This is a genomic window from Actinoplanes sp. CA-030573 (assembly GCF_050951115.1).
In the GTDB taxonomy this organism is placed as follows: Bacteria; Actinomycetota; Actinomycetes; order Mycobacteriales; family Micromonosporaceae; genus Actinoplanes.
In genome coordinates this window covers 5,430,091-5,443,296 of sequence record NZ_CP192038.1, presented here as the reverse complement: position 1 = coordinate 5,443,296, position 13,206 = coordinate 5,430,091, and the positions used below count along the sequence as shown (strand labels likewise).

The window sequence follows — 13,206 nt, the reverse complement described above, 5'->3', positions numbered from 1 at the left end:
TTGCGTATCCTCGCGACAACCTACAAGTTGTAGGAGTCAGCCACGGCGCGCCATGGCCCCCCAGAGGCGCGTCCGGGCCCGGAGGGGTGGCCGCCCCCGGCCGCTCCTCCGGTGCCGGGCTCCGGCGGCTCGGGCGGCTCGCGAAAACGGGTCGTCCGGGCGGCCCCCTCCTGGCACAGTGGCGCACCATGACCGACTTCGAGCTGGTGACCGCCGCCGACGTACCGCTCATGCAGGGCCTGGCGCAACGCGTCACCGCGCTCCGGCCCGATCTGATCAGTGCCGGGGCCTCGTACGGCGAGCTGGCCTGGATCTGGGGGCAGTGGAGCAGTCGCTTCCAGGCGACGTGGCCCCGGCGGCTGTGGTTCGCCGGGGACGAGCTGGTGGCGTTCGGCTGGGTGTTCCGGCCCCGGCGGGTGCGGCGCAACGACGGGTCGGTCCGCGAGGTCACCGACGCCACCCTGAGCTATCTGGTGCACCCCGGCCACGCCGGGCTGGTCGACGAGGTGATCGAGTGGTACGACGCGGCGGCCGCCGGCCTCGTGCGCCGGGTGACGCCGACGACGGCCGACGAGGTCGCGCTGCGGCGGTGGGCCGCGCACGGCTACGCGACCGACCACGAGGAGCTCGGCGACACCGGCGGCTGGACCCAGCTCAACGAGCGGGACCTCACCGGCCTGGACGAGCCGGTGCTGCCGGACGGGTTCCGCTTCCGCACCGCCGGCGAGGTCGCCCCGGAGGCCGTGGTGCGGGCCCACGTGGACGCCTGGGCGCCCTCGGCGTACACGCTGGAGAGCTACGCGGCGGTGCGGCGGGCGCCGGGGTATCGCGACGACCTGCACATTCTGGTCGAGGCGCCGGACGGGACGATGGCGGCCTCGACGATCATGTGGCTCGACGCGGTGAACAAGTCGGTCGAGTTCGAGCCGGTCGGCACCCATCCGGGCTATCGGCGGCTGGGGCTGGGCCGGGCGATGATGCTGTACGCGATGCACCGGGCCCGGGCGGCCGGGGCGACGCACGCGACGGTCGTCTGCCTCGGCGCGCCGGGGCATCCGAAGGCGCGCGGGCTGTACTACGGCGTCGGCTTCCGGGAGATCTCGCGGGACGCGCCGCTCATCAAGGCCTAGAGCCCGAAGACGTGGCCCAGCCCGGTCACCTCGATGGCCTTGCGGACCGGCGGCGACGGCTCGGCCAGCGTCAGCGTCACGCCCTTGGCGGCGGCGCTGTTGCGGGCGCTCACCAGCGCACCCAGGCCGTACGAGTCGATGAAGCCCAGCTCGCTCACGTCGACCCGCAGGTAGCGGCACCCGGGGACGGCGGCCGCGGCGGCGAGGCTGTCCCGGACGTCGTCGGAACGGTCCAGGTCGAGCTCGCCGGAGAGGGCGGCAACCACCAGGCCGTCGGGATCGGCTGGTTCGTACCGGATGGTGGGGTCGTTCGGCATTCGCCAGATGCTACCCGCCGCCGGTCGATCAGGCGCGGCGGAGGAGCGCCAGCGCCTAGTGCACCGAGCGGACGGCGCTCGCACCCTCGCCGACCGCCGCGGCGACACGCTTCATCGACTCCGATCGTGCGTCGCCGGCCGCGAACACCCCCGGGGTGCTGGTCTCGAACGGCAGCGGCGCGCGCCCGGCGCCGGTCCACCGGTCGCCCAGCTGCGCGTCGGTGAGCAGGAAGCCCTTGTCGTCGACCGCGATGCCGGGCAGCCACTCGGTCGCCGGCGTCGCGCCGATGAAGCAGAACAGGCCGAAGCAGCCGCACGGGGCGTCGTCGCCGGAGAGGGTGATCCGGTCCAGGCGGTGCGTGCCGTGCAGCGCCGTCACCTCGGTCGCTGTCCGCACCTCGATGGCCGGATCGGCGAGGATCCGCTCCACGAGATAGCTGGACATCTTGGCGTACAGGTCGTCACCCCGTACCGCCAAAGTCACCTTGCTCGCCCGCCGCGCGAGGTAGATCGCCGCCTGCCCGGCCGAGTTCGCCCCGCCCACCACGGTGACCGGCATCCCCGTCACCGCCTGCGCCTCGAGGTCGGTCGCCGCGTAGTAGATGCCCGATCCCACGAAGTCGGCCCAGCGGTCGAGGGGCAGATCGCGGTACGCCGCACCGGTCGCGATCAGCACCGTACGCGTCTCGATCTCGGTGCCGTCGACCAGCGTGACCACATGTCCGCCGGGGCCGGAGCGCAGCGATCGGACCCCGCACGGGCTCCCGATGTGCGCGCCGAACTTCAGCGCCTGCACGGCCGCGCGCGAGGTGAGCGCCGCGCCGCTGAGCCCGAACGGGAACCCCATGTAGTTCTCGATGCGCGAGGAGGCGGCCGCCTGCCCGCCGATCGCCACCGCGTCCAGCAGCTGCGTCTCCAGCCCTTCCGACGCGCCGTAGACCGCGGCGGCCAGACCCGCCGGTCCGGCGCCGACGATCGTGAGATCGGCGATTCCCTTGGGCGTACGCCGATACGTCAGCCCCAGGTGCTGGCTGAGGACACCCGGGTTGACCGACCGCAGGGTCCCGCGCGGCGTGACCACGGCCGGCAGATCGGCGCCGGTCAGGCCCTGGTCCGCCATCGTGGCCCGGCCCTCCGCCGACTCCGGCTCCAGCCACAGGTGCGGCACCGCCTGCCGGGACAGGAACGTCTCCAGCGCCATGCCCGGGCCGGTCGCGGCCTCGCCGACCACCTCGAGGTTGCGGCCGGACCGCTCGGCCAGCAGCAGCCGCCGGGCCAGGAACGCCCGCAGCAGCAGGTCGCTGAGCTCGGTGTCGCGGGCCATCAGCAGCCGGAACGACTCCGGGCCGATCCGGTGCACGGCGCCGTCCTCGGCGACCCGGGCCGACAGGATCCGGGTCTGGCCGGTCAGCAGGTTCATCTCGCCCACGAACTGCCCGGCCCGCCCGGTGATGAACAGCTCCCCGGGCGCGATGGCCGTCGGCGTGCGCACGATCTCGACCGACCCCTCCTCGATCAGGATGAGGTCGCAGTCCTCGTCGCCGACGTCGAAGAGGATGTCGCCGGCCTTCACCTCCTGCCGCACCCCGTACCCGGCGACGCGCGCGAACCGTTCGGCGTCGAGGGTCGGGAAGGCGGCGGCGGTCAGCTCGTCGTCGGACTCGCCCAGCTCGGGAAAGGAGGTCACCACGGGGGAATCGTGGCAGAGCCCCCGCGCGATGCTCAACGCTCATCCGGTATGGTCTTCTTCGACGCGGACGTAGCGCAGCTGGTAGCGCATCACCTTGCCAAGGTGAGGGTCGCGGGTTCGAATCCCGTCGTCCGCTCTCTCTTTTTTCGTCCGGGTGATGGGCCTCCTCCGGGTGATGGGTCCCCGGCACTCCCGTTCGACAGCCGCCCTCAGGCGGGGACGGTCGAGTCGCGGATGACGAGCTTGGCCGGGTGCGGGTGCACTCCGGGGCACGGGTTGCCCTCGATGGCCTTCAGCAGCAGCTCGGCGGCGGTGCGGCCCAGGCCCTCCAGGTCCATGTCGATGCTGGTCAGCGGGGGACGGCTGGCCAGCGCGATCACGTCCCAGTTGTCGAAGCCGGTCAGGGCCACGTCCTGGGGGACGCGGCGGCCGGCCTCGCGCAGCGCGTCGGCGGCGCCGCGGGCGATCTGGTCGCTGCCGCAGATCAGGGCGTCCACCTCCGGGGAACGGGCGAGCAGCAGGCCGGCCGCCTGGCGGCCCCAGGCCTCGCTCCACTCGCCGTGCAGGGGCGGGACCACCAGGGTCGCGTCCGAGGTGGAGAGGCGCTCGGCCACGGCGTCGGCGCGGACGCGGGCGGAATGGTGGTGCTCGGGGCCGGTGATCACGGCGATCCGGCGGCGGCCCACGGTGAGCAGGTGGTCGGCGGCCAGGCGGGCGCCGCCGGGCTCGTCGGGGACGACCGAGCAGTCGGTGGGGGAGGACGACGCCAGGAAGGCGTAGACGACCGGGACGCCGCCGGTGTCGGCGAGCGGGGGCCGGGTGCCGGCGCGGCGGCCGGTCACGATGATGCCGTCCACGCGGCGGCCCAGCAGCGTACGCAGATGGTGTTGCTCCCGGATCGGATCGTCGCGCGCGTCGCAGAGCAGGACCGACATCTCGCCCGCGCCGAGGGTGTCCTCGGCGCCGATCAGCAGCGGGATGCTGAACCGGCCGATGGTGTCGGTGGTGATCATGCCGACCGTGTACGTGCGGCCGGCGTGGAGGCTGCGGGCGGCCGGGTTGGGGCGGAAGTCGAGCTGCTCGGCGGCCTGGCGGACGCGGGCCACGGTGTCGGCGCGCAGCGAGCCCCGGCCGTTCAGCGCCTTGGACGCCGTGCCCACCGAGACGCCGGCCAGGGCGGCGACGTCGCGGATGGTGGCGGTGCGCGGCCGGTGCATCCCTGCAACGTACCGCGCGGTCGCCGGGCCGGTGGGCCGGGACCGCGCGGCGCGGTCCCGGCCCGCTGGGCATCAGGTGAGCTGGATGTAGTCGAGCTCGGCGTAGCCGGTGCCGCCGGCGAAGAACGGCGCCCCCTTCGCCAGACGAATCACGTTATATCCGGCGCGAAGCGTCACCGTGGTACCGACCGTAGAGCCGAAGACGCCCCACGAACCGGTCGGCGGGTAACTGATCGTCGTCCAGGCGCTGCCGTTGTAGGCCAGCCCCTGGGTCGCGGTCGCGCCGGTCCCGTTGGCGTATCCGACGGTCATCGTGTACGACCGGGCGGCCGGCACGTTGACGACGAAGTCGACGTAGGAGTCACGCCGGGCGTCCCCGGTGTTGTCGATGCGCCCGACATAGCCGCCGTTCGACGCGCTCGCCGCCGACAGCCGCGTGGCCCGGAAGACGGACGCGTTCTCCGCCTCGTAGCGCTGCTGGTAGGCCGGCACCCCGCCGGTCGGCTGGATGACCAGGTGGTACGCGCGCCCGGCGTCCATGTTCGGCACGGTCACCGTGATCGAGCCGCCGCTCACCGCGTACGTCGAGGTGGAGATCGCCGTGGGCGCGGTGACCGCGGTGAACCGCCCGGAGCTCGCCGCCGACTCGAGCGTCACCGAGACCGAGCCGCCGAGCGCCGACAGCCCGTTGACCCGCACGTAGTTGGTGCCGGACTCGTTGCCGACCACGGCGTTGACGATCTTCCGGGTGCCGTCGTAGGCCGCGAAGCCGTCGAGCCCGGTCTGCGTGGCCGGCACCGTCTGCACCATGTTGCCGGCCATGTCCCCGTACCACTTGTAGGGCCACCAGGTGCCGGTCGGCTGGTTGTTGTTGACGACGAGACCGTTCACGGTGCCGTACTCGTACCAGAACGCCCGTTGCGCCGACTGCACGCCGGCCCGTTCGAGCTTGGCGATGTAGCTGGTCACCGAGCCGGGAACGTCCACCTCGGAGGTCGTCGCGTACTCGTTGACGACGATCGGCCGCGGGCTGATGCCGAGAGAGCTTTCCATCGCCCGGTACGCCGCGACGTGTGCCGCGATACCCGAGGGGCCGGACAGCTCGTGCCACACGGTGATGTCGGGCAGTGCGTCGGCGGCCTTGGCGGCGGAGAGGAAGGAGCTCATCAGGCCCTGGTTCCAGGAGGAGAACCCGGGCCCGGCGACGGGGGTCACCGTGTCGAGCGTCCTGATTCTCTGGTACGTGCGGACCCAGCCCGCGTTCCAGGAGCCGGCGGCCGTGGTGTTCCACGTCCAGTCCGGCTCGTTCCAGATCTCCCAGGCCTGGATGTTGCTCACCGACGTGGCGTTGAGCCGGGCCCGGACCATGGTGTCGACCTTGCCCAGCCAGTCGTCCCAGCTCACCCACCGGTAGGGGAAGTCGGGGTAGATGTCGGGCATCCGGATGATCTCGGCGGCGCCGACCCGGTCGGCCTGGGGCGCCACCTTGAGCGCGTCCCCGCCGGGCGGTTGGCCGTTCGGCTTCTGCCCGACGCCCGGCGCCGGCTGGGTGAGGGTGTTCATCTTGATCGGGAGCAGGGTCGAGTCGGCGGGCCGGCTGTTCTCGGCGAGGGCGTAGAGCCCACCGGACGCGACGTGGGTGACGGGCCGGATCGCCGTGCCGGCGTTGATGGTGAGGGTGGTGCCTGCCGCCTGTGCCGGGCTGGGGAGCGCACCGGCGGTGATGAGTGTGAGGACGGTCAGGGTCGCCGCGGATGCGGCTCGGCGCTGATTCTTCACGGGCACCTCGGGGATGTGGTGGAGAGCGGGGTTACTCCTCCCGTGCGGCAAGCGGAATCCAGACCCGCATGGGACCGGGTTCCCGGTTCGCCCACAGGAAGTAGGGGATGGCCGGGACGGTCGCGGTGACCGTGCCGGCGGTGCTCGGCGCGAGCGGCCGGTAGAGGTCGGCGGGCTCGGCGGCCCGGGCGCGCAGGGTCGCGAGAATCGCCACGGGAGCCACCGGCTGCGCGGCGCCATCGTGCGGGGTGGTGAGGTCGTGGGCCGTGGGGAGGTCATGCGTTGCGGCGATGACAAGCGGGTGGGCGGCGTCCAGTTCGAGGTCTTCGAACAGGACACCGTCGAGCGACGGCGGCAGGTCGGCGTGCTCGAGGCAGTAGACGACCGGGCCCCGGGCCAGGGCCGCGCATCCGCGGACGGCGTCGACCCGGGGATGGGCGCCGACCAGTCGTGGGGGCATGGCCAGCACCAGCGACACCACGTCGCCGGCGCGCCAGGTGCGGGTGACGCGCAGGTAGCCCTCCTGCGCGCCGGCCCGGACCAGTGAGCCGTTCACCGACAGGCGGGCGTCGCGGCACCACGCCGGCACGCGCAGGGCCAGCGTCCACGGCCCGTCGCCGGCCGCCGTCACGGTGATGTCGATCCGCTCGTCCCAGGGATAGGAGGTGCGCACGTCCAGGGTGTAGTCGCCGTCCACCACCGTGCCGGCCGCGTAGAGATGTAGCTGGAGGCCACCCGGCGTCGCGGTCGCCACGTAGCCGTGCAGGGACGCCATCAGGCGGGCCAGGTTCGGCGGGCAGCAGGCGCACGAGTACCAGGTCAGCCGCTGCGACGGGGTGTCCTCGTGGGAGCCGTCGTGGCCGGTGCGCAGCTGCAGCGGGTTGGAGTAGAAGAACGACCGGCCGTCGAGCGCGATGCTGCCGGCGATGCCGTTGTGCAGCAGCCGTTCCATCTCGTCGGCGTAGCGCGCCTTGCCGGTGGCCAGCAGCAGCCGCCACGCGAGCTGGAAACTGCCGATCGCCGCGCAGGTCTCGGCGTAGGCGCGGTCGGGCGGCAACTCGTACGGGTCGCCGAAGCCCTCGTCCTTGTGCCGCGAGCCCTGCCCGCCGGTGAGATAGGTCTTGCTGGCCAGCGCCGACTCCCACAGCCGTTCGGCCGCCGCGAGCAGCGCGGCGTCCCGGGTCTCCACCGCCACGTCGACGGCGCCGGCGAGCAGATACATCTGCCGTACGGCGTGGCCGGTCGCCTCGTCCGCGTCGAGCAGCGGCGTGTGGTCCTGCCAATATCGCGGGCCGAACCGGCCGGGCCCGAGCAGCCCGTGCCCGCGCAGCTCGACCAAGCGCCTGGCCAGGGCCAGGTACGGCTCGTGACCGGTGAGGCGGTAGAGCTCGACCAGCGCCGTCTCCACCTCGGGATGACCGTCGATCAGGTCCGCGCCGTCCGGGCCGAACCGCCGCACGAGCAGGTCGGCGAAGCGGCGGGCCACCCCCAGCAGCTGCGGCGCGTCGGTGGTGCGGGCCGCCGCGACGGCCGCCTGGATCAGGTGCCCGGCGCTGTACATCTCGTGACTGAACCCGAGGTCCGTCCATTGCTGATCGACATGGTCGACCTGGTAGTACGAGTTGAGGTACCCGTCCGCGTCCTGCGCCTTCTCCAGCAACGAGATCGTGTCGGTGACGAAGCCGGGCTGCGTCCCCGACCAGGCGGCGGCCTCCAGCGTCTTGTAGACGTCGGTGTCGGCGAACCACATGCCGGCGAACGCGGCGTCCGAGTCGCCGGTCACCCGGCGGAGATTCGCGAGATTGCCGTACGCGGTGAGCTGGTCGACGCAGTGCGGGAGGGTGGCCGTCGCATTGCGCTCCTGCCAGCCGCCCAGCAGTCCGGATCGGTCGAGCCGGACGGCGGTCAGCGGCAGCGGGCGCAGGGCGGTCAGCGCCGACGGGGTCGGCGCGGCGGGGCCGGTCATGGGAGTCCTCAATCTTTCACGGCGCCGGCGGTGACGCCGGCGGCCACGTAGCGCTGCGCCAGGATGAGCAGCAGCGTCGCGGGGATGGAGGCGACGACGGCGGTGGCCATGATCGCGTTCCATTGCTGGTTGTTGTTGCCGATGTAGTGGTAGATGCCGAGGGTGATGGGCTGCCTCGTGCCGCCGCCGTCGAGGGTGGTGGCGAAGACGAAGTCGGACCACGCCCACAGGAACGCGAACAGCGAGACGGTGACGACCGCGTTGCGGCTGACCGGCAGGATCACCGACCAGAACGTGCGTACGGTGCCGGCGCCGTCGATGCGGGCGGCGTTGGTCAGCTCCTCGGGGATGCCGGACATGAACGCCGTGAAGATCAGGACGCCGAACGGGACCGCGATCGTGGAGTCGGCCAGGACCAGGCCGGCGGCGCTGTTGAGCACGCCCAGGCGCAGGTAGATGGCGTAGAAGCCCATCGCCATGATGATGCCCGGGATCATCTGGGCCATGAGCAGCACGAAGGACAGCGCGCCGCCGCCCCGGGGCCGCAGCTTGGCCAGCGAGTAGCCGGCCGGGGCCGACAGCGCGACGGTCAGGATCACGGTGCCGAGCCCGATCAGGAAACTGGTCCCGAGGTACGGCAGCTGTTGGTGCAGCACCGATCGATAGCCCTCGAGGGTCCCGTGCACGGGGAACAGGTAGGGCGGATCGTGGCGCATGTCGGTGTCCCGGGTGAAGGACACGTTGACCATCCAGTAGACCGGGAACAGCATGAGCGCGGTCAGCACGACGCCGACGCCGGTCTTCACGCGGCTTCTCACGACATCGACCTCCGCTGCGTCCGGATGTAGAGCAGGCCGAAGACCAGCGCCATCACGATGAGCAGGTTGCCGACCGCGGCGCCCGGCCCGAACTGCGGCAGCAGGTTGCCGAAGCTGAGCTTGTAGGACCAGGTCGCGAACGTCGTCGAGGCGTCGGTCGGCCCGCCCCTCGTCATGATCCAGACAAGGTCGAAGACCTTGAGCGTGTAGACCAGCCCGAGCAGCAGGGTGATCGCCGAGACCGGCCGCAGCAGCGGGAACGTGACCCGCCAGAACCGCTGCCAGCCGCTCGCGCCGTCCAGCGCCGCCGCCTCGTGGATTTCGTCCGGGATTGCCTGCAGCCCGCTGTAGAGCACGACCAGGTTGAACGGGATGCCGATCCAGATGTTGGCGATGATGACGCTCGTCAGCGCCCAGTGCGGCGACGTCAACCAGTTGACCGGATCGACGCCGGCGACCTTGAGGAACGCATTGACGACGCCCGAGTCGCTGTTGAGCATCCACGACCACGTCGACGAACTGACGATCAACGGCAGCAGCCACGGTACGAGGAACAGCGCCCGTAGTGTGGCCGAGAGCCGGAAGCTCTGGGCGAAGAAGACCGCCAGCGCCATGCCGATGGTGAACTGGAACAGCAGCGACACGCCGGTGAAGACGACGGTGTGCAGCAGGGCCGGCCAGAACGTCGGGTTGTCGATGACGGCCCGGTAGTTGTCGAGGCCGCTGAACGGCGCGCCGCCCTGCACGAACGACCGGACCGTGTAGTGCCGCAGGCTCAGGTCGAGGTTGCGGTACAGCGGGTAGGCGTAGAACGCGACCAGGTAGATCACCACCGGGGCCAGGAAGCCCCAGGCCGCCCACTGTCCCGACCGCTTCCGGGCGACCCGACCCGGCGCGGCCGCGGTGGCCGGCTCGGGACGGGTCAGCACGTCGGTCACTTGACGGCCGCGGCCGCGGTGGTCTGCGCGGCGGTCATCGCGTCCTGCGGCTGCTTGCTGCCGGAGAGCGCGGCCTGGAACGCCGTCCACATCGGCTCCGAGATCTTCGGGTACTTGGTGCCCAGGTTGTCGCTGGTGCGGCCCTTCGCCGCGCCGACCGCCTGGACCCACACCTTCAGCTCCGGGTTGGCCGCCACCTGCTTCTCCTGGACCTCCTTGGTCGCCGCCACGTAGGACAGGGTCGTGTCGGTGGTCAGGGCGTTGTCGGCGTTCGTCAGGCACTTGATGATCTTCTCGCTGGTCGCGTACCGCCCGGTGTCGCTCTGCACGGGCGCGGTCACGAACTCGCCACCGGTGGGTGCCGGCGCGGTGCCGCCGGCCTGCGACGGGATGGGAATGATCCCGTACGGGAAACCGGTCTTCTTGGCATTGGCCAGCTGCCACGTGCCGTTCTCGCTGAACGCGAAGTCGCCGGTCGCGAACTCCTGCCAGCTGGTGGTCTGGGTGTTGTTGAGGACCGAGTTGGGCGCGAGGCCCTTCTTGACCCAGTCGGTCCAGAGCGTGACGGCGGCGACGCCCTGGGGCGAGTCGAGCTGGGTGAGGTTCGCGCCGGCGCCCCAGAACCAGGGCAGGAACTGGAACGAGCCCTCCTCGGTGCCGATCGCGGAGAAGGTGATGCCCTTCTTGCCGGCCGCCTTGACCTTCTCCAGCGCGGCGGTCAGCGACGTCCAGTCCTTGATCGTGGCCGGATCGACCTTGGCCGCGTCCAGCACCTTCTTGTTGTAGTAGAGCGCCAGCGTGTTGGCGCCGATCGGGATGCCGTACGTCTTGCCGTCGAGCTGCCCGGCGGCGAGCAGATTGGGCTCGATCGCCGACGTGTCGATCTTCGTATCCGCGGTCGTGGTGAGCACGCCCGCCTCGGCCAGCGTGGAGACCACCGGGTTGTCGACGATCAGCACGTCCGGGGAGTTGCCCTGCTGGGCCGCGAGCAGCGCCTTGTTGGTCAGGTCGGTGGTGTCGAAGCCGGTGCGCTTGACCGTGACGCCGGCGTCGGTGCCGCACTTCTGCAGCAGCTTGACCCAGTCCGACGAGTCGTCGAACTGCGGGTAGGGATCCCAGATCGCGAAGGTGCTCTGCTGCGGGCCGGAGGCGCCCGCCGAGGATCCGTCGTTCGAGCAGGCGGTCACGCCGACCGCGAGCGTCAGGGCGGCGAGGGCACTCAGGCCGCGCCGGGAGAACGTCATGTTCGGTACCCCTGGTTTCCGAGGAGGAAGAAACAGAAGGAAAACGATTGCCTCGACGCTAGGGATCACCTTGCCGGGATGTCAAGGGCCGGTTACGGTTCGAGAGTCGTGGTCGGGGAAACCGGGGAGGAAACGCTGGGCACCATCGATCGCGCCGCCACCATCAGCGAGGTGGCGGCTCTTGCCGGAGTTTCCCCGGGTACGGCGTCGAAGGCGTTGAACGGGCGGGGCGCCCTGCGGCCGGAAACCCGTCAGCGCGTGCGGGAGGCCGCCTCGCAGCTGGGCTTCGTGGCCAACGCCGCCGCGCGCAGCCTGCAGGCCGGCCGCACCTACACGGTCGGCATGATCACCACCGACTCGATCGGCCGGTTCAGCATCCCGCTGCTGATCGGCGCCGAGGACGCGCTCGGTGCGGGCCAGGTGTCGGTCTTCCTGTGCGACGCCCGCGACGACCCGATCCGCGAGCAGTACTACCTGCGGACGCTGCTGGGCCGCCAGGCCGACGGCATCATCGTGACCGGGCGCCGGACCCAGGCCCGCCCGCCGATCGGCCGGTCGCTCCCGGTGCCGGTGGTCTACGCCTTCATCAGCTCGACGGACGAGGCGGACTGCTCGGTGGTCCCCGACGAGGCCGACGGCGCCCGCCGCGCGGTCGAGCACCTGCTGGCGGTCGGCCGCCGCCGGATCGCCCACGTGACCGGCCCCGAGCACCACCACTCGGCCACGGTCCGGGCCGGCGCGGCGATGCAGGCGCTGGCGGCGGCGGGCCGGGAGCCCGCGGCGCCGGTCCTGTTCGGCGAGTGGTCCGAGGCGTGGGGCCGCCAGGCCGCCGGCATCCTGCTCTCGACCGGCGCCGCGGTGGACGCGGTGTTCTGCGGGAGCGACCAGATCGCGCGCGGACTGGCCGAGGCGTTGCAGGAGTCCGGCCGGCGGGTGCCCGGCGACGTGGCGCTGGTCGGCTTCGACAACTGGGACGTGATGGTCGACGGCTGCCGCCCGGCGCTGACCAGCATCGACATGGACCTCGAAGGAATCGGGCGGACCGCGGCGGAGCTGCTGCTGGCCGCCATCAACGGCGACCCGGCACACGGCCGGCGGGCGCTGCCGGGCCGCTTGGTGCCGCGAGCGTCGACGGCGGTGCACCCGAGCTGATCCGGCGCCCGGTCAGCGGGTCGTGGTGGGTGCGCCGGGCCGGGACGCCGCCGGTGCGGCGGTGCCAGGCCGGGACGCCGGTGCGGCGGCGCGAGGTCGGGACGCCGGCGAGGCGGCGCCAGGCCAGGATGCCGCAGAGGCCGAAGCAGAGGGCGTTGGCCAGGCCGTGGGTGGCCGCCATCCAGGTCAGCGACGGGTGCGGCAGGCCGGTCGCCTCGCCGAGCGCCCAGCTCAGCGCGAGCAGCATGGTCGCGGCCAGCACGCCGGTGGATGTCAGCAGCAGGGCCCTGGTGGTGCGGTCGCGCGCGGCCGGGACGATGTGCCGCCAGGTCAGCCCGGCGACCAGCCACATGCCGGCGGTGAGGACGACCGCGCCGGCCAGCTCGACGTAGTCGCTGATGAAGTAGCCGGCGAAGACCAGCGCCGTGCCGGCCGGCACGGTCAGCGCGGCGAGGGTGGCGGGGCTCGGCCGGCCGGGCGGGGCGGTGGTGGCCGCGGCGAGGGTGACGGGGCTCGGCCGGCCGGGCGGGGCGGTGGCGGCGACCAGGCCGGCGATCAGGGCGGCCGCGAAACCCGCGAAGTGGAAGTGTGCCACGGTCAAAGCCAGCACGGCCGGGCGGAAGCCGAGCAAGTGGTAGCCGTATCGCTCGGCGACCAGCGCGGCGGCGGCCACGAACGGGGTGACCAGCGCCGTGGTGACGGCGACGCCGACCGGGGTGGGGCGACGGAGCCGGGGCAGCGCGTTGATCGCCAGGAACGCGGTCGCCAACGCGTACGGAATCGTGAACGCAAGCGTGAGCGGACCGCGTGGAAGCCACAAAGCGATCGCGGCCGGCAGGGCCGCCGCCGGCCACCAGCGTGCGCGGATGCCGGCGAGCCGGAGACCGAGCGGCACCACGAGCAGCATGCCCACCGTGACGGCGACGTTGACGATGGCGGTCATGGCGGCTCCCGT

11 protein-coding genes and 1 tRNA gene are annotated in these 13,206 nt (G+C 72.1%); 3 read left to right on the top strand and 9 right to left on the bottom strand.

The features are described from left to right. Positions 1 to 188 precede the first annotated feature (188 nt). Positions 189 to 1,130, top strand: a complete 942-nt coding sequence (locus ACQP2F_RS25245) for a GNAT family N-acetyltransferase (protein WP_433291347.1) — start codon at positions 189 to 191, stop codon at positions 1,128 to 1,130. On the opposite strand, the gene ACQP2F_RS25240 is transcribed toward ACQP2F_RS25245, so the two are convergent. Both ACQP2F_RS25240 and ACQP2F_RS25235 read right to left on the bottom strand, forming a co-directional pair. After that, positions 1,127 to 1,447: an STAS domain-containing protein gene (locus tag ACQP2F_RS25240; RefSeq protein ID WP_433291345.1), complete on the bottom strand. Its 321-nt coding sequence runs from the start codon at positions 1,445 to 1,447 to the stop codon at positions 1,127 to 1,129. The genes ACQP2F_RS25245 and ACQP2F_RS25240 overlap by 4 nt on opposite strands. A 55-nt stretch (positions 1,448 to 1,502) precedes the next feature. Continuing rightward, positions 1,503 to 3,137, bottom strand: coding sequence for an FAD-dependent oxidoreductase (locus ACQP2F_RS25235; RefSeq protein ID WP_433291343.1), 1,635 nt, complete (start codon positions 3,135 to 3,137; stop codon positions 1,503 to 1,505). A 63-nt stretch (positions 3,138 to 3,200) separates the two neighbouring features. Between ACQP2F_RS25235 and ACQP2F_RS25230 the strand changes: the two genes are divergently transcribed. Then, positions 3,201 to 3,273: transfer RNA gene (locus ACQP2F_RS25230), tRNA-Gly, on the top strand. A gap of 73 nt (positions 3,274 to 3,346) precedes the next feature. On the opposite strand, the gene ACQP2F_RS25225 is transcribed toward ACQP2F_RS25230, so the two are convergent. The 6 genes from ACQP2F_RS25225 to ACQP2F_RS25200 form a co-directional block, all read right to left on the bottom strand. Continuing rightward, a complete protein-coding gene (locus ACQP2F_RS25225; RefSeq protein WP_433291341.1) occupies positions 3,347 to 4,354 on the bottom strand; it encodes a LacI family DNA-binding transcriptional regulator in 1,008 nt (335 codons plus the stop codon). Positions 4,355 to 4,426: 72 nt separating this feature from the next. Continuing rightward, positions 4,427 to 6,139: a CBM35 domain-containing protein gene (locus ACQP2F_RS25220; RefSeq protein WP_433291339.1), complete on the bottom strand. Its 1,713-nt coding sequence runs from the start codon at positions 6,137 to 6,139 to the stop codon at positions 4,427 to 4,429. Between the two features lie 25 nt (positions 6,140 to 6,164). After that, entirely contained in the window at positions 6,165 to 8,099 is a 1,935-nt protein-coding gene (locus ACQP2F_RS25215) for a glycoside hydrolase family 127 protein (RefSeq protein WP_433291337.1), read from the bottom strand. Positions 8,100 to 8,107: 8 nt separating this feature from the next. Continuing rightward, on the bottom strand, positions 8,108 to 8,869 hold the full coding sequence (locus tag ACQP2F_RS25210; RefSeq protein WP_433307607.1) for a carbohydrate ABC transporter permease: 762 nt from the start codon (positions 8,867 to 8,869) through the stop codon (positions 8,108 to 8,110). Between the two features lie 44 nt (positions 8,870 to 8,913). Further along, entirely contained in the window at positions 8,914 to 9,846 is a 933-nt protein-coding gene (locus tag ACQP2F_RS25205; protein WP_433307605.1) for a carbohydrate ABC transporter permease, read from the bottom strand. A gap of 5 nt (positions 9,847 to 9,851) precedes the next feature. Further along, complete coding sequence (locus ACQP2F_RS25200) at positions 9,852 to 11,099, bottom strand: sugar ABC transporter substrate-binding protein (RefSeq protein ID WP_433291335.1); 1,248 nt, start codon at positions 11,097 to 11,099, stop codon at positions 9,852 to 9,854. A gap of 108 nt (positions 11,100 to 11,207) precedes the next feature. Here ACQP2F_RS25200 and ACQP2F_RS25195 point away from each other — a divergent pair, with 108 nt between their 5' ends. Beyond that, positions 11,208 to 12,251 carry a LacI family DNA-binding transcriptional regulator gene (locus tag ACQP2F_RS25195; RefSeq protein WP_433291333.1) on the top strand — a complete coding sequence of 348 codons (1,044 nt, stop codon included), beginning with the start codon at positions 11,208 to 11,210 and terminating at the stop codon, positions 12,249 to 12,251. On the opposite strand, the gene ACQP2F_RS25190 is transcribed toward ACQP2F_RS25195, so the two are convergent. Then, positions 12,169 to 13,194, bottom strand: coding sequence for a YndJ family protein (locus ACQP2F_RS25190; protein WP_433291331.1), 1,026 nt, complete (start codon positions 13,192 to 13,194; stop codon positions 12,169 to 12,171). The genes ACQP2F_RS25195 and ACQP2F_RS25190 overlap by 83 nt on opposite strands. Between the last annotated feature and the right edge of the window lie 12 nt (positions 13,195 to 13,206).